Here is a 23241-nt window from a genome sequence, read left to right as displayed (position 1 = left end):
TTTTTTCATGCTTTTTGGCGTGGCGTTTCTGATATAATGTAAAAATCAGTGCCGGATAGGGAACCAGCCATTACAGACTGGCAATGCTGTTGACGAAATTGACATAGAAACAGAGGCGAAGATGATGAAGTGGAAGGATTGGGATCGCAATTTAAGAATACGTCTATTTGGCGAGGGGACGACTAATTTTCTTTTTTGGTCGTATTTCCCGTTCATGACGATTTTATTTGAAAGTTCATTTGGTAAAGACAAAGCGGGTTGGCTACTGGTGTTATCGCAGGCGTTTTCTGTGGTAGCCAGTTTGGTAGGAGGCTACTGTGCCGATCGGTTCGGCAGAAAGCGGATGATGGTCATCTCCTCATTTGGTCAATTTATGACGTTCCTCTTATTCGCTTATGCCAACTCCCCCTGGTACCAGTCTCCCATATGGACATTTGTATCGTTTAGTCTCTTGGGGATATGGGGAGCGTTGTATTGGCCGGCATCTCACGCGATGGTAGCGGATGTCGTATCGGAAAAACATCGTGCCTCCGTTTTTGCTGTATTTTATACATCCATCAATATCGCCGTCGTTGTCGGTCCGATTATCGGCAGCTTCTTATTTTACAGCTACCGCTTTGAAATGCTGCTGGCCGGAGCAGTTCTGACAGGTAGTTTGACAGTGATTCTGCAACGTTTCCTCGGAGAAACAGTGGCCCTGAAGGTACGACGGAAGGAAGCGAAGGTCAGTTGGTACAGGGCAGTTTGGGATGAATTGAGCGATTACCGTATCATTGCCAAGGACAGGAATTTTTTACTGTTTATCATTGCAGGCGTTCTCGTGGCCCAGACGTTTATGCAGCTTGATATTTTAATAGCCGTTTATACTAGTGAAGTAATCGACAACCAGACTTTGTTTCAACTGGGTGATTTCCAACTAACCATCACCGGTGAAAAAGCATTTGCCTTGGTTCTTGCTGAAAATGGGCTGCTTGTCGCCTTGTTTACGGTATTTATCACCCGGATTATGAATCGCTTTAAGGAAAAGCGGGTCTTTGTAGCGTCAAGTCTACTTTATGCTGGGGGTATCGTCCTATACGGATTAACCGAAAGTATATGGATGTTCATTTTTGCAATGGCTATGTTTACGTTGGCAGAATTGATGGTAGTCGGAATACAGGAAAGCTTCGTTGCCAAGCTTGCTCCCGAGAATATGCGCGGGCAATACTTTTCGGCGGCAAGTCTTCGGTTTACAGTAGGCAAATTAATAGCGCCATTAAGCTTAGTATTGACAAATTATCTCGCTTATCCTATTGTCTTTGCCATCTTGGGGCTGTTTGCTGTCATGAGTGCTTTTGTCTATGGGTATATGTTCAAGAAACTGGAAGGCAAATCAGGATTAGCCAAGAATTAACGAACAGCCTGTCATATTTACAATGTCCCTGCATATATTTTAAGTAGCAAATAGGGACAAGGAGGGCTGTGCAATGATACTAGGGATTCCTTGGTGGGTTTACATGTTTATTTTATTTATTTTTTTCAGTGGATATATGGCTTTCAGAGCTGTCAGAGCAGAAAAAAGGCTGGAAATGCAATTTATTGAGCGGGAAGGGAAAGTATACATGGACCGGATACAAGATGAACGCAGCCAGCGACAAGGGAATGAGTCAGAAACAGAGCAAAAACAAATGACTTCTGTGTAAGATGAAAAAGAGCAGGCAAATGTGCAGAAAAAGGCGCCAACCGATTTCGATTGGCGCCTTTTATTTGTAAACCAAGGGTGTGATTTTACAATCCACTAACCGTTATCTTGGAGTAAAATAGCGTAGCAGAGGAAATAAGCGAGACCCCTGCGGATAAACTGGCGACCGAGACCCCACAGCGGATTTTGCGTGGAGGCTCGGGCGTTCGTCTGCGGAAAGAGAGTTTATTTCCTCTTCGGCTAGAGTGAAATCGCTTTTTTCTGGTTGAGTCTTACAGCCTTTTACCAAATAGAAAAAGCCCGGATAACATCCGGGCTTTTTGGCCATTATTCTTCTGAATCGTTGGAATTATCCTGTTCTGCACCTGGATTTTCTTCCGTGACTCCATCCTCTGCATTACCGGGATCAGCTGGTTCTGGTGTTTCAAATAGATCTTCGAAATCATCAATTTTCACATCGATGTTCGCATCTTCCATTAATTGCTGTATTTTTTCTTGTGCAGCTGCATCCTCTACTTTAGTTGAAGCGATGTCTCGGCGGATTTGATCACGGATATCTTCAAGCGGCTCGACTTCTTCCTCAGCATCTTTACGATCGGTTACTTGAATAATGTGCCAGCCATTGGAGGTTTGAACAGGCTCGCTGATTTCATCCACTTCCAAGTTGTAGGCAGCTTCTTCAAATTCTGGTACCATGTCACCTACACCAAACGTACCAAGTTCTCCACCATTTTCCTTAGAACCAGGATCTGTAGAGTATTCTTTCGCCAGTTCGGCAAAATCCCCGCCGTCATCCAGTTTTTGTTTTACTTCATTAGCTGTTTCTTCATCTCCGACAAGAATGTGTCTTGCCTCTAAATCTGTTTTCATGTTTTCGTATCGTTGTTCAATTTCTTCGTCAGAAACCTCAATATCTTCGGTAACTGCTTGTTCTTGCAGCATATTTAAACGAAGTACCTCTTTGAATTCGTCCTCATCAGAGAATCCACTTTGTTGAAGAACCATATCAAATTGGTCTCCGTATTGTTCTTTTAATGAATCCAATTCCTCTTGTACTTGGTCATCATCTACCTCGTAGTTACCTTCAAGGACTTTCTTCATTACCAGCTGTTGTAGGACGGTTTCACCATTCTGATCCTTTAACTCCTGGTAAAATTCTTCTTTGCTGACGTTTCCTGAGTCAGTCTCGACGACTGTTTCCGGGTCATCCGAAGAACAAGCGGACAGAGCCAGGATTCCGACTGCCAAGGATGCCGATAGTGCGATTTTTTTCATTATATAAACACTCCTACTCTCCAAAAACTTTTCGTACAAGCTTTGACAAGCTCTTGAAATAATATAACACATTTAGCAGTGAAAAAAATAGTCTATTCCGATAATTACACACTTTTTCCTAAATTTCGGGCACAAGCCTATCCATTTGGCGCCCCTGCTGCATAGGATGAAGCAAAAGGCATAAAGGGGGTGTTATAGATGGGCGCAGGGTACGGAAGCGGTTTTGCGTTGATTGTTGTATTGTTCATTTTGTTGATTATTGTCGGAGCAGCGTGGCTGTAAGCAAAACAGAATAAAACTCGTTTTTCCGATCGTAAAAAGGGATGACCATCTGCTTTGGCAAATGGTCATCCCTTTTTGATTACCACTCGTTCATTGCGTTATTTTCTCGTTACGTGAACAATACCTCTACATAAGAAGAGATCAACAAGATGGTTATCAATATATTGATGGTTCTGAATACATTTGGCTGTCGTTCTTGGGACATTTCTGTTCTTACTACAAGTTTATGGGTTAAAGAATTAAATAAAAATAGCACGAACAAAGCGAAAATAGCAAAAAAGACTGGCATACCTTATGACCTCCTTTACACCTATACATACTTTATCAAAATTTATCCTGGTTGAACAGCTATACCCTACAGAAATTGATAAACTAGCAAGTTCCTGTTTTTGGATGAAAAACAAATGGAAACAAGAGGCTTGGCTTGCTCATTAAGAAAACGAGGTTCTCTGTAAAAAGTGTTAGCCCGCAAATTGCGGAAAGACTTTACCCGATAAATAGTGATTTTACTCAGGACGGAGAGGAAATAAACTCTTTGCCAGCGGATGAATGCCCGAGCCTCTTCGCAAAGCCGAGATGGGGTCTCGATCGCCCGTTAATTGGTATATTTTTCCACGCTGTACACACTCACATCACTACAGTATAGAGCACAAAAAACAGCATCCTTTTATCAGAATGCTGTTTGCTTTATATTAAGATGTCATAACCATCTTTCGCGTTTTCAATGATACATTTTCTCGGCGCTTTGACAACGTAACTGGCATACAAGAAATCAGTAAAACAAAGGCCGATATTCACAGACAAGAATAATAAAAAATAGACATAATAGCTCATAAATACATAGCTTGAAACCAGACCAGCTACGGTTACCAATAATGCTGGTGCAAGTAAAATGATTAGCGAAGTCGTTTTTGACATTTTTGACCTTGTGCGGAATGAAAATGTCGGAAACAGCCCCATTTTCATTTTCCATTTAATTTTCACTCGTTTGTTTGTCATGATTAATGGTAAAATATGTGTAAGTTTATGAATAGTCGGTAGAAAAATCAATCCGACTATCAAAGGGATTATTCCTTGATCCTTTACAGTTCCAGTTTCATGGATCATGGAAAAAATTAAATAAAAGAAAATGAATGCCATCATACCTGAAAGCATGGATAATATATAAATGCGATTGATGCCGAATTCTTTGTATAGATTGATAGTTTTCCAGCAATTCATTTTGCATCCCCCTTTACAAGGCTGTTACACGGTTGTGTGAGACGGTATTGCCGCCTTGCCCTCAAGGAATAATAGTATGTTTCCTGGGAAAAATCAATAGCTTTTCGTGAAAAAAAATATTATTTTATAATCAGAAATCTTTATGGTAACATAAGGCCCGTCATGATAGGGTTTTTAGCAAGTTGTGAATCTTGTCAGCTTCTGTTTATTTTGATTTTTGCTCAAGGCTGAATAGTATATAATAACAATATGGGGCAGGAGGGGGAAATGTATGGGCATCGATAGAAATGAAACAATCAACTTTCATCTTCACTTGCTTTTGAAAATCAAGGAAATTGATCAATATCCTTTTACAAAACTAATTATAGAAAAAGAACTGACTCAGGAAGAATACAGCAGGCTTATGGAGTGGATTGATTGCCTCTATCAAGAATTTCTGACCCAGACAGAAGAAGGCTTTCTTGATGTAACTCCCTTATTGATAAAGTTTGTCGGGATGCTCCACTTTAAGCTGGAGCCGAAACAGACGATAGAAGCATTAAGAAAGGAAGGATATTATCCTTCCCTGATGGATGCATTCTTGAAACTACCTGTCTTGAGAGATACTTAATGGTTACGTTTCTGATCAATCGGAGTTGAAGCGGCCGGCTTTATTTTCAAAAATGCATTCTCCAGCAGCTGGTGAAACGCTATCATATCATCCAGTCGGTTGTTCAATTCATCGATTTCTTCGGGTTCTGCTGAGAACGAGTAGTTCCCTTGGGCAAGTTTGAATCCGATTTGCTCCAACGATTGCCTTTGTCGGTTGGCGGCATCAACCCATTTATAAATGAAAGCAGACATGAATTTCTTGTATAGGTTTTCATCCGCTCGGTAAAAATCTTTTCGCTCTCCTTTTTTCCATACACGCTCGACTAAATTTAATTCTAACAGGGTCCGGATACCGGTACTCATGGATGTTTTACTTTTCCCCAATGCTTCACTCATTTCATCCAATGTCATTGGAACACCTTCCAGATATAAAATCGCAAACAACCGTGCCTCTGAAGGGGTAAGGCCGAACATTTCTACGGTTTTGGCAAACTCGTTGGTGATCCATTCGTTGATATCCTTTAGACTGTGATTCGACATATAATCCTCCCTCAAAGCTTTCCCAGAGTAATCCACCATACATACAAGCGTCCGCAACTATGTTTATTTCCATCCTTTATTGCAGGAAATAGTAAAATAAGATGCTGCATCATAGGTTACACTATTGGTGATCTTTTTTAAATGATGTGATTAGGCAGATATCCGGAGCAATCCCTAGTAATTTAAAGGAAATACCCGAAAAAGTTTGTTCAGTTTAAACTGTATAAAAAATATATACAAAATTAGCGGTTTGTTGCGTTTGAATTTTATGCATGAATAGGGATATAGTATTAAGAGTGATTGATTTGGTGTTCGGATTTTTTCTTTTCTAGTAGAAAAGTAATAGGCGAAACAGATAACCCAAATTCAACAAAAGAGCGTACCGCGTGTGCGCAGAGTGAAAAACAACAGGTGAGAGAGGTGAATGACATGCCGGTAATTGAAGTTCAGGGTTTATCCAAAGTGTTCGGCAAGAATAACAAACAAGCGCTGAAACTGTTGGATCAAGGAAAACCCAAAGATGAAATACTTAAAGAAACTGGCAATACAGTTGGCGTAAACCGGGCATCCTTTGAGGTGGAAGCCGGAGAGATTTTTGTAATCATGGGCTTGTCGGGTAGTGGTAAGTCGACACTTGTCCGTCTAATCAATCGACTGATCGAACCGACTGAAGGCAGTGTTTATATCGACGGAGAAGATTTGGCGAAAATGGATAAAAAGAACCTTCGCCGTGTGCGCCGTGAAAAACTGAGCATGGTATTCCAGAAATTTGCGTTGTTTCCACACCGTACAATTTTGGAAAACGCTGAATACGGTTTGGAGATTCAAGGTGTAGAGAAAGAAGAACGCAGTAAAAGAGCAAAGGAAGCATTGGAAATGGTCGGCTTGGCTGGCTATATCCACCAGTATCCGGCTCAGCTTTCCGGCGGTATGCAGCAGCGTGTCGGACTGGCACGGGCGCTTGCGAACGATCCGGAAGTCCTGTTGATGGACGAAGCATTCTCTGCATTGGATCCTCTGATCCGAAAAGAGATGCAGGATGAATTGCTTGATTTACAGGAAACAATGAAAAAAACCATCTTATTCATTACTCATGATTTGGACGAAGCATTGCGGATAGGAGATAGAATTGCTTTGATGAAAGACGGATCGATTGTCCAAATCGGTACGCCGGAAGAAATTCTGGTCCATCCTGCCAATGACTATGTAGAGAAATTTGTAGAGGACGTTGACCGCTCGAAGGTGTTGACAGCACAACACATTATGAAACGACCGGAAACAATCAATATCGAAAAGCACGGTCCTAGGGTGGCGCTGGAACGTATGAGAGAAGAAGGACTTTCCAGTATATATGTAACCGATAGAAAGCGGAATATTAAAGGCTATGTAACAGCTGATGATGCTTCGGATGCAAGAAAGCGAGAAATCACTGATTTGAATGAAATTTTAAGGACGGATGTTCCACAAGTGGGAATGGAGACGTCCATGCACGATATCTTTGAGATCATTCATGATTCTCCTGTACCTGTTGCTGTTGTCGAAGACGGCAAACTAAAGGGCATTATCGTCAGAGGTGCAGTGATATCCGCTTTGGCCGGGGAAACAGAGGTGATCAGTGAAGATGCTTAATTTTATGGAGAATGTCAATCAAGTACCAGTTGCTGAATGGGTATCCAACTTTACTGATTGGCTGACAGATACTTTTTCCTTTTTATTCAACCCAATAAAGAATGACTTTGGCACATTCATGGAATGGCTGGCTGACTTACTGGCTGCGATTCCACCAGTTATCGTTATATTGGTCGTAGTGGTTCTGGCGTTTTTTGCCAGCGGCAAGCGCTTCGGACTGGCTGCCTTTTCCTTAATCGGTCTGCTGCTAATTTGGAATCAGGGATTATGGGAAGAATTAATGTTCACTTTTACACTCGTCTTAGTCGCCAGTATTCTATCGATCATTATCGGTGTCCCGTTTGGAATCCTGATGTCGAAAAGTAAAACGGCAGAGGCGATTATTACCCCAATTCTCGACTTTATGCAGACGATGCCGGCATTTGTTTATTTGATTCCGGCGGTAGCCTTCTTCAGTATCGGGATGGTCCCAGGTATTTTTGCTTCATTGATTTTTGCAACACCACCGACCGTTCGATTCACTAACCTTGGAATCAGGCAGGTTTCCAGTGAATTGGTGGAGGCATCGGAGGCTTTCGGAAGCACCGGTTCCCAAAAACTTTTCAAAGTTGAACTACCGATGGCGAAAAAGACGATTATGGCAGGTATCAACCAAACCGTTATGCTGGCCTTGTCAATGGTCGTTATCGCCTCAATGATTGGTGCGCCAGGGTTAGGCCGTGAAGTGCTGTCATCCTTGCAGCGTGCTCAGGTAGGAACAGGATTTGTAGCAGGCTTGGGAATAGTTATCCTGGCTATCATCATTGATCGTTTCACTCAAAGTTTGAATTCCCAAAAAGGGGATGCGTAAAACACGTGAACTGTTGGCAACTTTTCTTTTTGAAAAGTTAACCATATAAATAAAAATAAGGGGAGATTTATTAGTTATGTTTAAACTTAATCTAAAGCATCTCGGCCTTGCAGCCGGACTATCGTTTACACTTGTAGCTGCCGGCTGTGGATCTGATGACGGTTCTGATTCAGACAATGCGGGCAGCGACAATGGCGGCGAAGCAAATTATAGTGAAGAGGTGGATTACACAATCACTGGTATTGAACCAGGTGCAGGTGTTGTCCAAGCAGCCGAAAATGCAACAGAATCTTACGAAAGCCTAGCGGGATGGGAAGTGGAAACTTCTTCAAGTGGTGCGATGGCAACAGCATTGGGAGAAGCCTATGACAATGAAGAGCCAATTGTTGTTACTGGTTGGACACCACACTGGAAGTTCGCAAAATATGATCTTAAATATTTAGAAGATCCTGAGGGTGTCTTTGGGGAAGCAGAAGAAATCAAAACAATGGTTCGCCAAGGCTTGGAAAATGAAAAGCCAAACGCATACAAAATCCTTGACCAGTTCAACTGGGAACCTGCTGATATGGAAGAAGTAATGTTGGAAATCAGTAATGGAACCACTCCAGAAGACGCTGCTGCTACGTGGGTGGAAGACAACGCTGAAAAAGTAGCAGAGTGGACAGAAGGAACGGAAGAAGTTGACGGAGAGTCAATCGAACTTGCATACGTGGAATGGGATTCTGAAGTTGCTTCCACGAATGTGATGAAGAAAGTATTGGAAGACCAAGGATTCGATGTAACTATTACACCGCTTGATAATGCTGTCATGTGGCAAGCAGTAGCAAATGGCGATGCGGACGGAATGGTTGCTGCATGGCTGCCAGCTACTCATGGTGCACAGTTTGAAGAGTATGGCGACCAAGTAGAGGATCTGGGAGCTAACCTGGAAGGCGCCAAAATCGGCCTGGTTGTACCAGAATACATGGACGTTGACTCTATTGAAGATCTTCAGCCAGCTGAATAATAAATGCTAGGTAAACGGTCTGCCGACAACATATCGGCAGACCGTTTTTATTAACCTAAGAAAATGATTAAGACAAGTAGAAGCATGCTTGTTTTTCCTGATTAAAATAAAAAAGCTGCCCCCCAACATCATTGTTTGTGATGTTGGCGGCAGCCTCTTTTAAGCTTGGTTTGACTTTTGTTTTTGCGTTTTTTCTTCAAGCTCTTTTAAACTTTCTTCGATTTGAGCCAAATACGTCTGAATGTTTTTTTGGTGCGGTTCAATGGTATTTTTCCAGGATTCGATGGAAGTTTTCATATCGGCAGATAAGTCCTTGATCATCGTCGCTCCTTCTTTCGATGTCTGGGAAATCTGCTCCTTCAATTGGAAGCCTTCCTGTTTCAATTTTTTAAATGTGTCCATTAAATCGTCTCTTCGTGCATTCATTTGTCCACGGAGCTCCTTGCCTGAAGACGGTGTGCTAAGCAAGGCAGCAGCGGCGCTTATTGCCCCGCCAATTACAAAGCCTAATAAAACCGATTTGCTGTCAGCCATGACATACACCCCTTTCCTTCTTATTATACTTATTTTCTCGTAAAAATCCGAGTTGAAACTACCTATTTGTGATATTTGACTTTTCCTTATACCTAAAAGGTCTGTTTTTATAGATAATTGCCGATCGTACCTGCGATTTGCTGCAAATCATCCTGGGAATAGGCGTTGGCATTCGTTTTCCAAATGGCATCAAAGCCGTCCCCTTTTCCGTAACGGGGAATCAAATGGATATGTAGGTGAAAAACGGATTGTCCTGCAGGTTCCTCATTATTGTTAAGTAGATTAAGGCCGACCGGCTGAAAAGCTTCCTTGATGGCATTTGCCACCTTTGGAACTTTCTTGAACAGTTCCTGGGCAACCTCCGGCGGCGTTTCATAAATGTTCTTTGCGTGTGTTTTCGGAATGATCAAAGTATGTCCCTTTGTCACTTGGCTTAAGTCCAGAAAGGCATACACATGCTCATCTTCATACACTTTGGCAGAAGGAATTTCTCCTGCTGCTATTTTACAGAAAATACAATCCTCCGTGTGGCTCATACAATCGCTCCTTTTATGTACTTATTATATTTCATTGTATAAAGGATCAGAGGTGGATGTAAAGCAACTTTGTCTGTAAAGAAACAAACGGGCCGTCCTGGCAGGAAAAGTCATCCGGTTGGACTTACCTGCGCTGGAACGGCCCGCTGCCGAAGAAGAAGGATATTTTCAGCATCTGTAGAATAACTTGTAGTAATTAATGAGAATCATGTGATTCAGTTCATTACCGTTGAAAACCTTTTGTCAACACCCCATTTGACTGAAGTAGTTGTTTCCTGAAGGAAAAGGTTTAATAAGTTTTCACTAGATGGTCGATCACCAACACCTCATTCCGGGTAGTGGAGATGTATCCTGTCTTCTTCCTTTACAGTTTGTGTTACAGGTTGCCTTCGTATTCATTCTTTTTTTGGTAAATCCCGTCATGAAGTGATAAAATTTGATTGATTAAGGACGTACGATCAGTAAATAATGCTGATGGAAACGGAGGTAGGGAATTGGAACCTTTATTACATATTGAAAACATGTCCGGCGGATACACACATAAAAATGTTTTGCAAGATGTATCGTTCGATGTATTTCCTAATGAAATTGTAGGATTGATCGGCTTAAACGGTGCTGGTAAAAGTACCACAATCAAGCACATTATTGGGCTGATGCAGCCGAAGCAAGGGAAAGTTGCCATTGAAGGGAAAACTTTTCAAGAGGCACCTGAAGCATATCGCAGTAAATTCACCTATATACCCGAAATGCCTGTTTTGTACGATGAATTGACGCTGGAGGAGCATTTGCGTTTGACAGCTATGGCATACGGTATTGATGAGCAAACCTTTCAGCAGCGTTTGACACCCCTTCTAAAAGAGTTTCGGCTTGAGAAGAAAATGAAGTGGTTCCCTGTCCATTTTTCCAAGGGAATGCGGCAAAAGGTAATGATCATGTGCTCCTTTCTAGTAGACCCACCATTGTATGTCGTGGACGAGCCGTTTGTCGGCCTCGATCCTTTAGGAATCCAGTCTTACTTACAACTGATGAATGAAGTTAAGGAAAAGGGCGGCGGTGTGCTGATGTCTACTCATATCCTCGCCACGGCCGAACGTTACTGCGACCGGTTTGTCATTCTTCATGATGGGAAAATACGCGCCCAAGGGACTTTGCGGGATTTGAGGAATCAATTTGGCATGGAACAAGCCACGCTTGATGACTTGTATGTGGAATTGACAAAGGAAGATAGCCATGTTTGAGGCCAATCAATTTTTCAAGGACAGGTTCACTTCCCATATGAAAGAAATCAGTCGTTATTTAAGGTACATTTTCACAGGACACCTGGTGATCGCTATGCTGTTTATCGTTTCAGCGCTCGCCTATTATTATCAGCGCTGGCTTGCGAATATACCAGAGAACTTCCCGGCAGCTCTTGTGATCGGTATCGTGTTTGGTGCCATTGCTGCCTACAGCCCGGTACGGACGTTACTAAAGGAAGCAGACCTTGTGTTTTTGCTGCCTGCAGAGATGAAAATGAAGCCTTATTTCCGGAATGCGATTATTTATAGTTTTGTGATCCAGATATATTTGCTTGCCCTTACTGCAGCGGCATTGGCCCCTTTATATCATGCCGCATATGCGGGGATGGAAGGCCCTGCGTATTCCTTGATCCTGCTTTTATTTGTTTTGTTCAAGGCATGGAATCTAGCTGCTTCCTGGTGGATATTGAGAGTGCGTGATGCCAATATCCGGATGGTTGATTTCATCGTCAGGAGCATCCTTAATGTTACGGTCTTTTATTTATTTGTAAGCGGGGAAAATCTGCTTGCAGGAATTACGACTTTGCTATTGGCAGGCATTTTTGCTTACGACTATTTTTTGGCTCGAAAAAACGGAGGACTTGTTTGGGACGTACTTGTCGAGAAGGATCGTGCCAGAATGCGTTCTTTTTACCGGCTTGCCAATATGTTTACCGATGTACCGCACCTGAAAAACCAGGTGAAAAAGCGACATTGGCTTGTAGCACTTCTGGTGAAGCGCATCCCATTCCGCCAAGATCAAGCTTTCGCTTATCTGTACCGGATCACAGCTGCTAGAAGCAGTGATTACTTGGGGATGTACGTTCGATTACTCGTTATCGGCGGTCTGGCAGCGTTTTTTGTTCCGAACATATGGATGAAAATAATCTTTTGTCTGCTATTCCTTTATTTAAGCGGCTTTCAAATGACGAGCTTGTGGAAGCATCACCGCACAGTTGTCTGGCTGGATTTATATCCTGTGAAGAAGGAGTGGCGAAGCAGTGCCCTGCTCCGTTGGCTGCTGCAGTTGATGCTTATCCAGACTTTCCTTTTTGGCTTGTTGTTCCTGTTTATGCAGCTTTTCATGGGGCTTTTGATCGTATGGGCGGCCGGAGCTGTTTTCAGTTATTGGTTCGTTAACGGCTATGTAAGAAAACGACTTGTGTAAGGAGTGCTTCTCATGGCGGATGTAGGGAAATATGAACAAAAGGCGCTTTCTGAAGCGCGCCGGTTTGTTCAATCGGCCGGAAGAAAATCATCGATGATTCAACGCAGTTCCAAGCATATCCAAAATAAGATAAACCAAAAGATTCCCGATCAGGCTCATCAGCTGGTAACTGAAAGCATCCGGTCCATGATTGAGCTGACACTGACCTCTTCGCGTTATATACTTCCTGTAGAAGATGCGGGTATTGTTACGCTGGAGGCAAAAGAAAAAGCTGTCGAACGCCGGCTTAAACAGTATAAACGGACAGCAATGATTGAAGGAGCAGGAACGGGTGCCGGTGGGATCTTGCTCGGAATGGCTGATTTTCCGATGCTGCTCGGTATCAAAATGAAATTTTTGTTCGATGTTGGCCAACTGTATGGTTTTGATGTTAGGAAGCATGAGGAAAGAGTGTTTTTGCTCCACGTGTTCCTGCTTGCTTTTTCGAGTGAAAAGAAAAGACAGGAGGTCTTGGATATACTTGTGAATTGGCAGGAAGCGAAAGAATGGGTGCGTCAAGTCGATTGGCGAACCTTGCAGCAGGAGTATCGGGATACCATCGATCTAGCGAAAATGCTGCAATTGGTCCCCGGCTTTGGCGCACTGGTGGGAGCCGTCGCAAACGGCCGATTTTTGGATAAATTAGGGGAGACAGCCATGAATATGTACCGTCTCCGTTTGTTAACTTGATTTTATTTTTCTTGATAAGCCTTGTACGTTTGGGCCAGCGTTTTCGCTGCGATGGGAAGCGCACGTTCATCAATATCAAACATCGGATGATGGTGCGGATAATAATGGTCTTCTTTTTTTGCTCCAGTAAAAAAGAATGCGCCCGGTTTTTCCAAAATGTAATAAGAGAAATCTTCTCCTACCATCCCTGGAACAACCTCCTGGGAATGTTCCACGCCCGGTACTTGCTCTGCAGCCTTTAAAACGAGAGCTGCTTCTTCCGGATGGTTGATAACTGGCGGATACCCTTTTTCATAATGAAATTCATAATTGGCATCATTACCGGTGCAGACACCTTTAATTATTTTTTCCATCTCTTCGATGATCAAGTTTTGAATCTCCGGGTCAAATGTCCGGACAGTGCCGGTTATTTTCGCAGTATCAGCGATGATATTGAAGGTACTGCCCGATTGGAAGGTGCCAATTGTCAAGACGGCCGTGCCGAGCGGGTCGATCCTGCGGCTCACGATATTCTGTAACGTCGTGACCAATTGAGAACCGATCACAATCGCATCTTTTGTCTGATGTGGCTGGGCTCCATGTCCGCCTTTGCCTTTGATGTTGATTTCAAAGCGATCTGCTCCTGCCATAAACTCCTTCAATGATGTCTCCACCGTACCGACTGGAGTATTGGACCACAGATGGGTGCCGAATACGGCGTCCACGTCATCGAGTATTCCCGATTCAACAATCGGTTTTGCACCGCCTGGAGCCAGCTCCTCTGCATGCTGGTGGACAAATACTACGGTGCCCGGAAGTTCTTCCTTGAATTCATGCAGAACTTTGGCAAGGACAAGCAATGTTGCCGTGTGGCCATCATGACCACATGCATGCATGACACCATCCACTTTTGATTTATAAGGTACATCTTTTTCATCCTGAATCGGAAGCGCATCAAAATCAGCGCGCAATGCAACTTTTTTCCCCGGCTTGCCGCCTTCCAAGGTTGCGACTACTCCGTTACCGCCGACTTTTGTCTGATAAGGAATCCCTAGTTTTTCATATGTATCGGCAATATACTGGGACGTTTTTTCTTCTTGGAAAGACAACTCTGGATATTGGTGCAAATACCGGCGGATATCCACCATTTCCTGATAGTAATCATCCAACCGAGTCATGATTTCATTCCACAAAACAATTCCCCCTTTACCTTTCTCACCAGTATACCACAGCAATGATGGAAGAAAAGTGAAAGCAACCGGCGGACAGTCTGCCGAAAAATGGCTCTTACTAATGGGATGTCAGTGCAAGAAAAAGTGTTGACGGAAGTCTCTTCTGGAGGGGTAAGTATCAATAATACGGTGACGCATTTGGCAAATCCTGAACTGCCTTTTGGCGGGGTGGGTGACTCCGGATAGAAGCCTACCACGGTCATTATAGCTTTACTACTTTTTCACACGAAAAGAGCATTCTAAAGACAGGTACTAACATTAATGTGCGGCTTTTGTTTCCGCCTTACAATGAGAAAAATTTGAAACTGGTTCGTCGCTTTTTGAAATAAAATTATTTTAGGTAACCATGACACGAGATGGATAGTTCATCCTCCGTTTCATTGAGATCGATTCAGACACAACTAAAAAAGACTGCCTGCTTAACAAAGCGATGGAGGCAGTCTTCTATGTGTAAAAGTGTGGGATTGTGTATTGTTTTTAGGCTAGTCGCGAGTCGGACAGCAGGCGGTCGATTTCTTCCTTATGGCCGGTTTCATCTGCTATCATATCTTCCAGCTTGACGACTAACTCGGTAAAGCCTAATGCTTCTGCTTGTTTTTTGCGTTGTTCATAACGTTCGATTGTATCCTGTTCAGCCTGTCGTGCTTCTTCCAGCATCGCCTTCACTTCGGTCAGCTGCTTTACTTCAGCTGGTTTTGTCGTCGGTGTTCCACCCAAGATAGCTATTTTATCGGATAAATATAAGGCATGTCCGATTTCATCGTTGATTTCATCTTCGAAGAAAGGTTTTAGTGCGGAACGGTATAGTCCGGAAACGACAGCCGCATTGTATGTGTACATAATCGTTGCTGCATATTCATTAGCGAGATCCTCATTCAATCCATCGATTAGTTCTTGTAATTGAGCATTGTCAGCCATCTTAATCATCCTTTCACACAGTTAATTCGTTTGCTACAAGTACAATTCCCTGGCAGTTTTTTTATAAACATTTAGGGAATGTATTATCAGACAGATAATAACAATAGTAGTAGCATGTCTAAAAGGAGAAGCTTATGAAAAAACGAACTTATTTTTTTGTTTCTTTTTTATTGTTGGCGATTTTGTCTGGTGTTTTTATCACCTTGGAAGTTACATTCAACGAGGAACCGATTTTGGATCGATGGACGGGACCTGCTGTTCAAGGGCTTGACCAAACCTTTTTGTTCTTTGTATTCCGTTGGTTGACCGAATTAGGTTCAGGAACGTTTCTCACGCCTTTTACTATTGTTGCAGCCTTGTTTTTGCTGCTTTATACGCGTGATTGGCTAGCGGCACTTATGCTCGCATCAGGCACCCTGATAGGCTACAGGGTCAATCATTGGATCAAGCTAGCGGTGGAAAGAGACCGTCCGCGCTTGTTTTCAGCAGCTGAAGGAGTGGGCTACAGTTTTCCTTCGGGTCACGCGATGGTTTCTTTAATAGCCTACGGCTTGCTTATCTATTTTCTTTTAAAATATGTTAAATCGCAAAAGGCAGCGTTGTTTATCAATGTTTTTGGTATTTGTCTTATCTTGTTGATTGGTTTGAGCCGATATGTAATCCGTGTCCATTATTTAACCGATGTCCTTGGGGGATATGCGTTCGGTTTTATTTTTATCTCCATTTGGATTGGTTTTTATCACGCTTTACAGCACTTTGTCAAACCTAAATACCGACGTCTCCGTCTCTAGACGGAGACAATCCCCTTCCGCCGGTCGTTCAAGCCCGGCGGGATTTTTTTTATAATGTAGAAAAGGCAACAAGACGGCAGTAAGTTTTGTTTCGATTATAAAAGATGAAGCAGGGATTTGACTGTTCGGCCCGAATATAATGTGGATGAGGAGAGAATTGACATGAAAAACAACCAAATTATGCGAAGTGTTGCAGCGATTGGCATCATATTTTTCGGGACCGCACTCGTGTTAGCGAATATTGGCATCATCTCCTGGGATATAAAGGAAGCTTGGTTATATTTTTATCCTGCTTTTTTTGTCGTACTTGGAATAAAATGGACATGGGACGGTATCAAATATAAGAGCGGTATTACTTTAGGCTCCTTCCTGGTGATATTTGGCGGACTGCTTCTGCTTGACCGTTTTGGGGTACTATTTTTTTCCTTCACAGACGTTTATAAATTGTGGCCGCTGCTTCTTGTGTACTTAGGGTTCAGTATTTTTGGAAATTCGACCAAAAGAAAACGAAGGCGCAAATTTCAGTTTATCTTTGACACCGATGATCTTAGGGGAAATAGGAAATTTCCCAAAAAACAGCGGCTTGCCGTTGGAGAGCATAACTTCAGCGAACCGAACTGGCGGGTGGAACCGATGGATTTGTGGAATGCAGTCGGGGATTACCATATTGACTTTACGAAAGCGTTCATCCCGGACGAGGAAATTCCCATCAGTATCCAGGGATGGGCAGGCGACATCCGTGTGTTAATGCCGGAAAATGTCGAGTTGTCGATTGAAGCTCAGGTAAAAGCAGGTGAAATCAATGTGTTCGGCATGAATGCGGAAGGAATGAATCGGGAGATTTTCTATGAAACGCCTAATTATAAACAGGCAACGAGAAAGCTTGATATATTTTTGAGCATGAAGGCAGGATCTATCCGGGTTGACAGGGTTTAGGGGGGACAGGATATGTTAAAGCACTTGAATACCATCCGTTACACGTATATCCGTTCACTGTTATATGGTCTGTTTTTAACGACGATCACCCTGCTGGCCATCCTGTTATCGATATTGGTACTATTCCAGCCGGAATGGCTTCATGTCACCAGCATTTTCATTACTATTTTGCTATACATAACATTGGGTGTGTTCATCTCTATTTATGTCGGGTTTAGGTCAAGCGGCGATATGAAGGATCGGATGGATTATTTGTCGGTTTTGATCGCCCAATTATCACGCGGCAACTATACTTCTCGTGTCTATTTCAGTGAAGAGGACGAGATTGCACGCATCGGAGAGGAATTGAATGAACTCGGTGAAAAACTGCAAAATCAAGTGAAATCGCTGAAAAGGATGGCCGATGAACGGTCAGAGTATGCCAAATCCGCTCATAAGGCTGCCACTATTGAAGAACGTCAGCGCTTGGCACGTGATTTGCATGATGCCGTCAGCCAACAGCTGTTCGCTTTGACCATGATGTCCCAGGCTTCTTTACGGCTGTTCGACCGTGATCCGGCACAGGCGAAGGTACAATTGGAAGAAATATCGGAGACAGCGCTGAAAGCCCAAACAGAAATGCGGGCTTTATTGCTCCATTTAAGGCCGGTGGATTTGTCTGGTCAGCCATTGAAAAAAGGGGTTCAGGAGCTGGTAGCAGAATTAAGGCAAAAATGCCAAATCAACTTTCAGCTTAAAGTGGAGGAAGTCGAAGCCCTGTCGGCTACTGCTGAAGAGCATTTGTTCCGTATTGTACAGGAATCGTTGTCAAACACATTACGGCATGCCGATGCAACAGAAGTAACGCTCGAAATCGTCGAGAGACATAACGAGTTATTTTTACATATAGCTGACAATGGGAACGGGTTTGACGTCACAACGGATAAGCGTAAAAAAACTTCGTACGGATTGAAAACAATGAAAGAACGCTGTGAGGAAATTGGCGGAACGTTTTCGATCCGTTCGCAAGTCGGTACGGGAACACATATTGATATTAGAATACCGTTATGAGTGAAACAGAGGGAAAGGGAGCGGCAAGCATGATTAAAGTTGTTGTGGTAGATGACCATGAAATTGTCCGAAAAGGCGTAATCGCCTATTTAAAAACAGAGCCGGGACTTGAAATAGTCGGGGAAGCATCTAATGGCATGCAGGGTGCAAAAGTTGTGCGGGAAACGGATCCGGATGTGGTGCTTATGGACCTGATTATGGAGAACGGCACCGGAATCGAAGCAACCCGGGAAATCATGGGTTCCAATCCAAGTTGTAAAGTGATCATCCTTACAAGCTATTATGACGATGAACAAGTATTTCCGGCATTGGAGGCAGGGGCATACAGCTATATGCTCAAAACGTCCAGTGCAGATGAGATAGCAGCTGCCATCAAGAAAGCTGCAGATGGGGAACCTGTGATAGAGCCGAAGGTAGCCAGCAAAATGATGACCAGCTTCCGCCCTTCCGAAGCAAAGCCCCATGAGCAATTGACCGAGCGGGAACTGGAAGTTTTAATGTGTATTGGCGACGGTCTGACCAATCAGGAAATAAGCGAACAACTCTATATTGGAATTAAGACGGTGAAAACACATGTCAGCAATATTTTAAGTAAGCTTGAAGTCCACGATCGGACTCAGGCTGCTGTCTATGCACATAAAAACGGTCTTTTCCAAAAGTAATCGAAAAGTCCCTTCCATGTCGGAAAGGGACTTTTGGTTGGATGATAGTATCCAGATGAAATCAGAGAGGGGTAGGTCTCAGCGTTTTCTAAATGTTTCCCCTTTGTTTTTATGTATTTCGCTAGTATAATGTTTTTGTATGCGTTTGGAAGAGGTGTTTTTAATGGCAGTCAATCAACAAACAAAGGAAAACATTCTGTTGATCATATGGGGACAAGCTTTAGCTGCAATGCTTGGAAGTCTGTTTTTTTCCGAATTCATGGGATACGAACCCTGTGAGTTATGTTGGTATCAACGAATTTTAATGTATCCACTTGTCGTTATTTATGGCTATGCAGCTGTAAAAAAAGACATTCGACTTGGCTTGCCGGGCTTGATTTTGAGTGGAATCGGCATTTGTGTTTCGACTTACCATTACTTAATCCAAAAACTCCCGTCACTTCATGAAGCAGGAGAAGCTTGCGGATTAGTTCCATGTAATGGCCAGTATGTAAATTACTTTGGTTTTATTACCATTCCGTTTTTAGCCTTGACGGCCTTCATCGTCATTTTTGTTTTACATATTACTTTGCTTTTGCAACAAAGGAGAGGTAACGATTGAATAAAAAAATGTGGATTATCCTAGGGGTTATTGTAATACTCATCGGTGCATTGATTTTTATTGTCAGCTATCAAAACAACCAAAAAATGGCAGACAATCCTTATGGAAAAAAGGATCTTCGCCAGTCGACCATAGACCAGCTGGATGATGATTTATACCAGAATCAGATCCTTCCTGATGAACTGGAAGAAAAGCTGGATAACGAGGAAGACGTCACTGTTTATTTTTACAGTCCGGAATGTGTCCACTGTCAGAATACCACCCCGGTGATTGTTCCGATGACAAAGGAATATGGAATCGATTTGAAAAAGTTGAATATTTTAGAGTTTCAGCAACCATGGAAAACTTATAATATTGAAGGAACTCCGACGGTAATTCACTTTGAAAACGGAGAAGAAACAGCACGAATCAGCGGGGAGCAATCTGTGACAACATGGGATTCCTTTTTTCAGGATAACGTTTTAGATGGGGAAGAACAGGAACAATGAAAAACAGGCTGTCGATTCAATCGACAGCCTGTTTTTTTTATGTCATCAAAAAAGAAAAGGGGAATCCTCGAGCGATTTCCCTTTTGGCAAGTCTTCTATAACTCCCCGCTAATTATTCAGGTTCAATTATGTTTGCTTCTGTCGTATAGGAGGGACCGGCATGATAAGGCGGTCGCTTTTTCGTCTTGGAGGAGGAATGCGCAGCCTTGAAGGCATCAGAATCTTTCCAGTTTCGATAGCTTTGCATGGAATCCCATTGAACCAACACTACATATTTGTTTCCCTGTAGCGGCCGCAAGACACGTAACGCCTGAAATCCCGGAATTTCATTCATAGACCCTGCGCGTCTTTTAAACTGGTCTTCGAAGATCGGTTTTCCTTCATAAGTGACGGGAATATTGTTCATAACGACAAAACCGTGTTGCTGTAGTTCTCCATCAGCAACAAAACTTTCATAGTTTCTTGCTTGTTCGAACACATCAGTTTTTTTGCCTTCGTAATAAGCCAGGGTCGTATCGTCAGCCTGCATGAGGTATATGGAAATGTCAGGATGATCTGCTTGGATTTTTTTAAGAAAATCATAGGTTCCGTTCGTAATATACGCTTTCATTTTCCTCGCCTGCCTTTTGCAAATGATTGGTATTCTTTTATATACCCATTTAAGGTTTGTCACATGCCTATTATACACTTCCAGCTTAGCAAAGGAGCTTCAATCCGTGCAACTTTCTATCAATAATCCCGCCAAATGAAAGCCTTATGTTTTTAGAACGGTTGAATCGGATGATTCGCCCTTGAGAACAATTAAAGCTCTCACATGGCTTTTGGACACCTTGCCGGAGTCTATGAAACTGGCTGTACAAACATTCCTATTTATTGAGGCATCCTTCTGTCGTATAATGAGAGGAATGGCTTTTCTTAGAAATACCCAAAAGATACAGGGACAAAAGATAAAGGTGGCAAAGATGAATATAGATACTATTTTGCAATGGATTAAACGGTTGAAATGGCCGCTGCTTATTGTGGGGGCGGTCTTTTTACTGGGCCTGATCGGTTATTTGACCATTTTGTTCGGTGGCAGGTTTGTTGTCGATGATGAAGATTTGGTTCTGCCGGCAGCAACGATTGTGGAAACAAAAGAAGGAGAAAGAATCGGTGAAATTTATGAGGAGTATCGCCGTCCGGTCACGATTAAACAAATTCCCGACCATGTGGAGAACGCGTTTCTTGCTATAGAAGACAACCGGTTTTATGACCATGCCGGAGTAGATTTCAAGTCTGTGACCCGAGCGGTCTTTCGCGATATCATTACCATGGAAAAAGCAGAAGGCGGCAGTACCATTACACAGCAGCTGGCGAAGAACTTGTTCTTGCATAATGAGAAGACATGGATGCGAAAAACCAAAGAGGTCATGGCTGCCATTTATTTGGAACGCAATTTCAGCAAAAAGAAAATACTTGAATATTATTTGAATGAAATCTATTTTGCCCATGGAATATATGGGATAGAGACGGCAGCGGAATTTTATTTCAGTAAACAGGTGGGTGAACTGACGGTGACGGAAGGTGCGATGCTTGCGGCACTGTCGAAGGCACCTAATACCTATTCCCCCCTTGTAGATGAAGAAAAAGCAAAGGAACGCCGCGATTTGGTGTTACAGCAAATGAATCAGCTGGATATGCTGGAAACCGAAGAAATGCTTCAGTTGCAGGGAAAAACATTGGGGATAAACCAGAAGCAAGAGGAGGATACCCCTTGGAATGACTCCTACATGGATTTGGCAATCAAAGAGGCGGCAGAAAAGTACCAGCTTACACTGCCGGAATTGAAGCGTGGTGGATACCGTCTTGTCGTCAATATTGACGAGTATGCCCAGCGCACTGCTTACGAGCATTTTCAAGATGATCAGTATTTTTCCGGATCAGCATCCGGTGTAGACGGTTCCTTTGTATTATTAGATCATCAATCCGGGGAAATTGCTGCGGCAATCGGAGGACGTGATTATCAAATTGGCGGTCTGAATCGTGCGATGGTGAATAAACAACCAGGATCTACGATGAAACCTCTCGCTGTATATGGCCCAGCCATGATGCAGGACGACTATGATCCTTATTCCCTGCTGAATGACGAAGAACGGAGTTATGGGGAGTATACTGCCCGAAATTATGACGGGAATTATCAGGGTGAAGTAACCATGTATGAAGCATTACAGCAGTCGAAAAATGCGCCCGCAGTCTGGTTACTGAACGAGATCGGTGTATCCTATGCAAAAGAATATTTAAATAAGATGAAGATTTCTTTACCTGATAATGGCCTGGCCATTGCACTTGGAGGACTTGAGCAAGGCGTTACGCCATTGCAGCTAGCCCAAGCGTATGGCAGCTTTCCAAATGGCGGAAAAATGGCTACAGCGTCGGCAATCAGCCAGATATATGATCGCAATGGGAAGCAACTGGAACGACCGGAAGCGGAAAACATAGAAGTGTTTTCGCGTCAAACAGCATGGAGCATGGTGCGGATGCTAGAAGCTGTCGTAGAGGGTGGAACGGGAAAAGCCGGCGCTTATAAGGGCGCTTTGGCGGGAAAAACCGGTTCCACCCAGCATCCATCTGTTGAAGGAAAAAACAAGGATACTTGGTTTGCCGGCTTCACGCCTGAATATACCAGTGCACTATGGATTGGTTACGATCAAGCGGATAAAGATCATTATTTGACGACCGGAAGTGAAGTCCCGACAAGGTTAACAAAAGCTATTCTGACTGACCTCGATAAGCAGTATAAATTGGCAGAGGCGTTTGAAAAACCAGAGAATGTCAAAGATGTTGAGGAACCCGTCAAATTGCCGGAGGTTGCAGATTTATCGGCTAACTACAAGCTTGGCGGCTTGTCTTTGATACGCGGCAAACTGACTTGGACGGCTGCTGATGATAATCGAGTCATCTATTATATCTATCGAGTCAAAGAAGGCAAGGAACAAAAAATTGGGGAAGTGGAAGGAAATGGCTCCTATCAAATTAACCGTATTAGTTTATTTGATAGTGCTTCTTATTACGTCAGACCTGTTGACCCGTTAACGGGACAGAAAGGAAAACCGTCCAACAAGGCGCAATTTAAACTTGATTTTTAATGGAGAATCTGTTGGTATTTTGTTACTATTTTCCTTGGTTTGATGTAACAATTCCGCATCATTGGGGGGGAGACCTGGCGGAGGTGGAGCTCATTAGAAAACTCCCTAACTCCCCGCACAAAACGGAGGTATTCCAGTAA

At 43.0% G+C, this 23241-nt stretch carries 26 protein-coding genes; 17 read left to right on the top strand and 9 right to left on the bottom strand.

The genetic code is table 11. From position 1 onward, the window contains the following. Window positions 1–121 precede the first annotated feature (121 nt). Both BN1067_RS19385 and BN1067_RS19380 read left to right on the top strand, forming a co-directional pair. A complete protein-coding gene (locus BN1067_RS19385; protein WP_324777972.1) occupies window positions 122–1393 on the top strand; it encodes an MDR family MFS transporter in 1272 nt (423 codons plus the stop codon). Window positions 1394–1466: 73 nt separating this feature from the next. Beyond that, a complete protein-coding gene (locus BN1067_RS19380; protein ID WP_053220446.1) occupies window positions 1467–1682 on the top strand; it encodes a sporulation YhaL family protein in 216 nt (71 codons plus the stop codon). A gap of 326 nt (window positions 1683–2008) precedes the next feature. Here BN1067_RS19380 and BN1067_RS19375 read toward each other — a convergent pair whose 3' ends face one another. Continuing rightward, complete coding sequence (locus tag BN1067_RS19375; RefSeq protein WP_053220445.1) at window positions 2009–2956, bottom strand: peptidylprolyl isomerase; 948 nt, start codon at window positions 2954–2956, stop codon at window positions 2009–2011. Window positions 2957–3154: 198 nt separating this feature from the next. Between BN1067_RS19375 and BN1067_RS19370 the strand changes: the two genes are divergently transcribed. Next, complete coding sequence (locus BN1067_RS19370; protein WP_110943592.1) at window positions 3155–3238, top strand: YjcZ family sporulation protein; 84 nt, start codon at window positions 3155–3157, stop codon at window positions 3236–3238. A 109-nt stretch (window positions 3239–3347) separates the two neighbouring features. Here BN1067_RS19370 and BN1067_RS19365 read toward each other — a convergent pair whose 3' ends face one another. Further along, window positions 3348–3527: a hypothetical protein gene (locus BN1067_RS19365; RefSeq protein ID WP_026569119.1), complete on the bottom strand. Its 180-nt coding sequence runs from the start codon at window positions 3525–3527 to the stop codon at window positions 3348–3350. A gap of 398 nt (window positions 3528–3925) precedes the next feature. After that, the gene (locus BN1067_RS19355) at window positions 3926–4459 is read right to left on the bottom strand and encodes a DUF3267 domain-containing protein (RefSeq protein ID WP_053220442.1); all 534 of its coding nucleotides are present in this window, start codon (window positions 4457–4459) and stop codon (window positions 3926–3928) included. Window positions 4460–4730: 271 nt separating this feature from the next. On the opposite strand from BN1067_RS19355, the gene BN1067_RS19350 reads away from it, so the two are divergent. Then, complete coding sequence (locus tag BN1067_RS19350; protein WP_053220439.1) at window positions 4731–5069, top strand: DUF1878 family protein; 339 nt, start codon at window positions 4731–4733, stop codon at window positions 5067–5069. On the opposite strand, the gene BN1067_RS19345 is transcribed toward BN1067_RS19350, so the two are convergent. Next, window positions 5066–5590, bottom strand: coding sequence for a GbsR/MarR family transcriptional regulator (locus BN1067_RS19345; RefSeq protein ID WP_053220438.1), 525 nt, complete (start codon window positions 5588–5590; stop codon window positions 5066–5068). The two genes, BN1067_RS19350 and BN1067_RS19345, sit on opposite strands and share 4 nt — an antisense overlap. Window positions 5591–6019: 429 nt before the next feature. Between BN1067_RS19345 and BN1067_RS19340 the strand changes: the two genes are divergently transcribed. From BN1067_RS19340 to BN1067_RS19330, 3 genes are all read left to right on the top strand, one after another. Further along, window positions 6020–7219, top strand: coding sequence for a quaternary amine ABC transporter ATP-binding protein (locus BN1067_RS19340; RefSeq protein ID WP_053220436.1), 1200 nt, complete (start codon window positions 6020–6022; stop codon window positions 7217–7219). Beyond that, a complete protein-coding gene (locus BN1067_RS19335; RefSeq protein WP_053220435.1) occupies window positions 7212–8069 on the top strand; it encodes an ABC transporter permease in 858 nt (285 codons plus the stop codon). Before BN1067_RS19340 ends, BN1067_RS19335 begins: the two co-directional genes overlap by 8 nt. Before the next feature lie 76 nt (window positions 8070–8145). Beyond that, window positions 8146–9075: a glycine betaine ABC transporter substrate-binding protein gene (locus tag BN1067_RS19330; protein WP_053220433.1), complete on the top strand. Its 930-nt coding sequence runs from the start codon at window positions 8146–8148 to the stop codon at window positions 9073–9075. 159 nt (window positions 9076–9234) lie between these two features. Here the strand turns inward: BN1067_RS19330 and BN1067_RS19325 are convergent, their stop codons facing one another. Beyond that, a complete protein-coding gene (locus tag BN1067_RS19325) occupies window positions 9235–9609 on the bottom strand; it encodes a YtxH domain-containing protein (RefSeq protein WP_053220432.1) in 375 nt (124 codons plus the stop codon). A 107-nt stretch (window positions 9610–9716) separates the two neighbouring features. Beyond that, complete coding sequence (locus BN1067_RS19320; protein WP_053220430.1) at window positions 9717–10145, bottom strand: HIT family protein; 429 nt, start codon at window positions 10143–10145, stop codon at window positions 9717–9719. A 494-nt stretch (window positions 10146–10639) separates the two neighbouring features. Between BN1067_RS19320 and BN1067_RS19315 the strand changes: the two genes are divergently transcribed. From BN1067_RS19315 to BN1067_RS19305, 3 genes are read left to right on the top strand one after another with little or no spacing between them, the layout of a single operon-like run. Continuing rightward, window positions 10640–11383, top strand: a complete 744-nt coding sequence (locus BN1067_RS19315; protein WP_110943591.1) for an ABC transporter ATP-binding protein — start codon at window positions 10640–10642, stop codon at window positions 11381–11383. Further along, the gene (locus BN1067_RS19310; RefSeq protein ID WP_053220429.1) at window positions 11376–12590 is read left to right on the top strand and encodes an ABC transporter permease; all 1215 of its coding nucleotides are present in this window, start codon (window positions 11376–11378) and stop codon (window positions 12588–12590) included. Before BN1067_RS19315 ends, BN1067_RS19310 begins: the two co-directional genes overlap by 8 nt. 12 nt (window positions 12591–12602) lie before the next feature. Next, the gene (locus BN1067_RS19305; RefSeq protein ID WP_053220427.1) at window positions 12603–13319 is read left to right on the top strand and encodes an EcsC family protein; all 717 of its coding nucleotides are present in this window, start codon (window positions 12603–12605) and stop codon (window positions 13317–13319) included. 2 nt (window positions 13320–13321) lie between these two features. Here BN1067_RS19305 and BN1067_RS19300 read toward each other — a convergent pair whose 3' ends face one another. Together BN1067_RS19300 and BN1067_RS19295 are read right to left on the bottom strand one after the other, a co-directional pair. Further along, the gene (locus BN1067_RS19300) at window positions 13322–14491 is read right to left on the bottom strand and encodes a M20 family metallopeptidase (RefSeq protein WP_110943590.1); all 1170 of its coding nucleotides are present in this window, start codon (window positions 14489–14491) and stop codon (window positions 13322–13324) included. A gap of 516 nt (window positions 14492–15007) precedes the next feature. Then, window positions 15008–15448 carry a ferritin-like domain-containing protein gene (locus tag BN1067_RS19295; RefSeq protein ID WP_053220425.1) on the bottom strand — a complete coding sequence of 147 codons (441 nt, stop codon included), beginning with the start codon at window positions 15446–15448 and terminating at the stop codon, window positions 15008–15010. A 134-nt stretch (window positions 15449–15582) separates the two neighbouring features. Between BN1067_RS19295 and BN1067_RS19290 the strand changes: the two genes are divergently transcribed. The 6 genes from BN1067_RS19290 (at window position 15583) to BN1067_RS19265 (ending at window position 19976) form a co-directional block, all read left to right on the top strand. Further along, window positions 15583–16239, top strand: a complete 657-nt coding sequence (locus tag BN1067_RS19290) for a phosphatase PAP2 family protein (RefSeq protein WP_053220424.1) — start codon at window positions 15583–15585, stop codon at window positions 16237–16239. A 162-nt stretch (window positions 16240–16401) separates the two neighbouring features. After that, window positions 16402–17175 (top strand): cell wall-active antibiotics response protein LiaF, encoded by a 774-nt coding sequence (gene liaF, locus BN1067_RS19285; RefSeq protein ID WP_053220422.1) that lies wholly within the window; start codon window positions 16402–16404, stop codon window positions 17173–17175. 12 nt (window positions 17176–17187) lie between these two features. After that, the gene (locus BN1067_RS19280; protein WP_053220421.1) at window positions 17188–18225 is read left to right on the top strand and encodes a sensor histidine kinase; all 1038 of its coding nucleotides are present in this window, start codon (window positions 17188–17190) and stop codon (window positions 18223–18225) included. A 29-nt stretch (window positions 18226–18254) separates the two neighbouring features. Continuing rightward, on the top strand, window positions 18255–18887 hold the full coding sequence (locus tag BN1067_RS19275) for a response regulator transcription factor (protein ID WP_053220419.1): 633 nt from the start codon (window positions 18255–18257) through the stop codon (window positions 18885–18887). Window positions 18888–19050: 163 nt separating this feature from the next. After that, window positions 19051–19488 (top strand): disulfide oxidoreductase, encoded by a 438-nt coding sequence (locus BN1067_RS19270; protein WP_053220418.1) that lies wholly within the window; start codon window positions 19051–19053, stop codon window positions 19486–19488. Continuing rightward, complete coding sequence (locus BN1067_RS19265) at window positions 19485–19976, top strand: thioredoxin family protein (protein ID WP_053220417.1); 492 nt, start codon at window positions 19485–19487, stop codon at window positions 19974–19976. The genes BN1067_RS19270 and BN1067_RS19265 overlap by 4 nt, the downstream gene beginning before the upstream one ends. Before the next feature lie 112 nt (window positions 19977–20088). On the opposite strand, the gene BN1067_RS19260 is transcribed toward BN1067_RS19265, so the two are convergent. Further along, window positions 20089–20586, bottom strand: coding sequence for an antibiotic biosynthesis monooxygenase family protein (locus BN1067_RS19260; RefSeq protein ID WP_053220416.1), 498 nt, complete (start codon window positions 20584–20586; stop codon window positions 20089–20091). Window positions 20587–20938: 352 nt separating this feature from the next. Between BN1067_RS19260 and BN1067_RS19255 the strand changes: the two genes are divergently transcribed. After that, window positions 20939–23101: a transglycosylase domain-containing protein gene (locus BN1067_RS19255; protein ID WP_053220415.1), complete on the top strand. Its 2163-nt coding sequence runs from the start codon at window positions 20939–20941 to the stop codon at window positions 23099–23101. The last annotated feature ends 140 nt before the right edge of the window (window positions 23102–23241 follow it).

This window comes from Virgibacillus senegalensis (assembly GCF_000821245.2).
Lineage (GTDB): Bacteria > Bacillota > Bacilli > Bacillales > Amphibacillaceae > Sediminibacillus > Sediminibacillus senegalensis.
Note: the sequence above shows the minus strand (reverse complement) of the source record. Positions and strands in the feature narration are given on the sequence as shown.

Coding starts and splice junctions, on each gene's coding strand:
- BN1067_RS19385 (WP_324777972.1), top strand. CDS start 122: ATGATGAAGTGGAAGGATTGGGATCGCAATTTAAGAATACGTCTATTT.
- BN1067_RS19380 (WP_053220446.1), top strand. CDS start 1,467: ATGATACTAGGGATTCCTTGGTGGGTTTACATGTTTATTTTATTTATT.
- BN1067_RS19375 (WP_053220445.1), bottom strand. CDS start 2,956: ATGAAAAAAATCGCACTATCGGCATCCTTGGCAGTCGGAATCCTGGCT.
- BN1067_RS19370 (WP_110943592.1), top strand. CDS start 3,155: ATGGGCGCAGGGTACGGAAGCGGTTTTGCGTTGATTGTTGTATTGTTC.
- BN1067_RS19365 (WP_026569119.1), bottom strand. CDS start 3,527: ATGCCAGTCTTTTTTGCTATTTTCGCTTTGTTCGTGCTATTTTTATTT.
- BN1067_RS19355 (WP_053220442.1), bottom strand. CDS start 4,459: ATGAATTGCTGGAAAACTATCAATCTATACAAAGAATTCGGCATCAAT.
- BN1067_RS19350 (WP_053220439.1), top strand. CDS start 4,731: ATGGGCATCGATAGAAATGAAACAATCAACTTTCATCTTCACTTGCTT.
- BN1067_RS19345 (WP_053220438.1), bottom strand. CDS start 5,590: ATGTCGAATCACAGTCTAAAGGATATCAACGAATGGATCACCAACGAG.
- BN1067_RS19340 (WP_053220436.1), top strand. CDS start 6,020: ATGCCGGTAATTGAAGTTCAGGGTTTATCCAAAGTGTTCGGCAAGAAT.
- BN1067_RS19335 (WP_053220435.1), top strand. CDS start 7,212: ATGCTTAATTTTATGGAGAATGTCAATCAAGTACCAGTTGCTGAATGG.
- BN1067_RS19330 (WP_053220433.1), top strand. CDS start 8,146: ATGTTTAAACTTAATCTAAAGCATCTCGGCCTTGCAGCCGGACTATCG.
- BN1067_RS19325 (WP_053220432.1), bottom strand. CDS start 9,609: ATGGCTGACAGCAAATCGGTTTTATTAGGCTTTGTAATTGGCGGGGCA.
- BN1067_RS19320 (WP_053220430.1), bottom strand. CDS start 10,145: ATGAGCCACACGGAGGATTGTATTTTCTGTAAAATAGCAGCAGGAGAA.
- BN1067_RS19310 (WP_053220429.1), top strand. CDS start 11,376: ATGTTTGAGGCCAATCAATTTTTCAAGGACAGGTTCACTTCCCATATG.
- BN1067_RS19305 (WP_053220427.1), top strand. CDS start 12,603: ATGGCGGATGTAGGGAAATATGAACAAAAGGCGCTTTCTGAAGCGCGC.
- BN1067_RS19295 (WP_053220425.1), bottom strand. CDS start 15,448: ATGGCTGACAATGCTCAATTACAAGAACTAATCGATGGATTGAATGAG.
- BN1067_RS19290 (WP_053220424.1), top strand. CDS start 15,583: ATGAAAAAACGAACTTATTTTTTTGTTTCTTTTTTATTGTTGGCGATT.
- liaF (WP_053220422.1), top strand. CDS start 16,402: ATGAAAAACAACCAAATTATGCGAAGTGTTGCAGCGATTGGCATCATA.
- BN1067_RS19280 (WP_053220421.1), top strand. CDS start 17,188: ATGTTAAAGCACTTGAATACCATCCGTTACACGTATATCCGTTCACTG.
- BN1067_RS19275 (WP_053220419.1), top strand. CDS start 18,255: ATGATTAAAGTTGTTGTGGTAGATGACCATGAAATTGTCCGAAAAGGC.
- BN1067_RS19270 (WP_053220418.1), top strand. CDS start 19,051: ATGGCAGTCAATCAACAAACAAAGGAAAACATTCTGTTGATCATATGG.
- BN1067_RS19260 (WP_053220416.1), bottom strand. CDS start 20,586: ATGAAAGCGTATATTACGAACGGAACCTATGATTTTCTTAAAAAAATC.
- BN1067_RS19255 (WP_053220415.1), top strand. CDS start 20,939: ATGAATATAGATACTATTTTGCAATGGATTAAACGGTTGAAATGGCCG.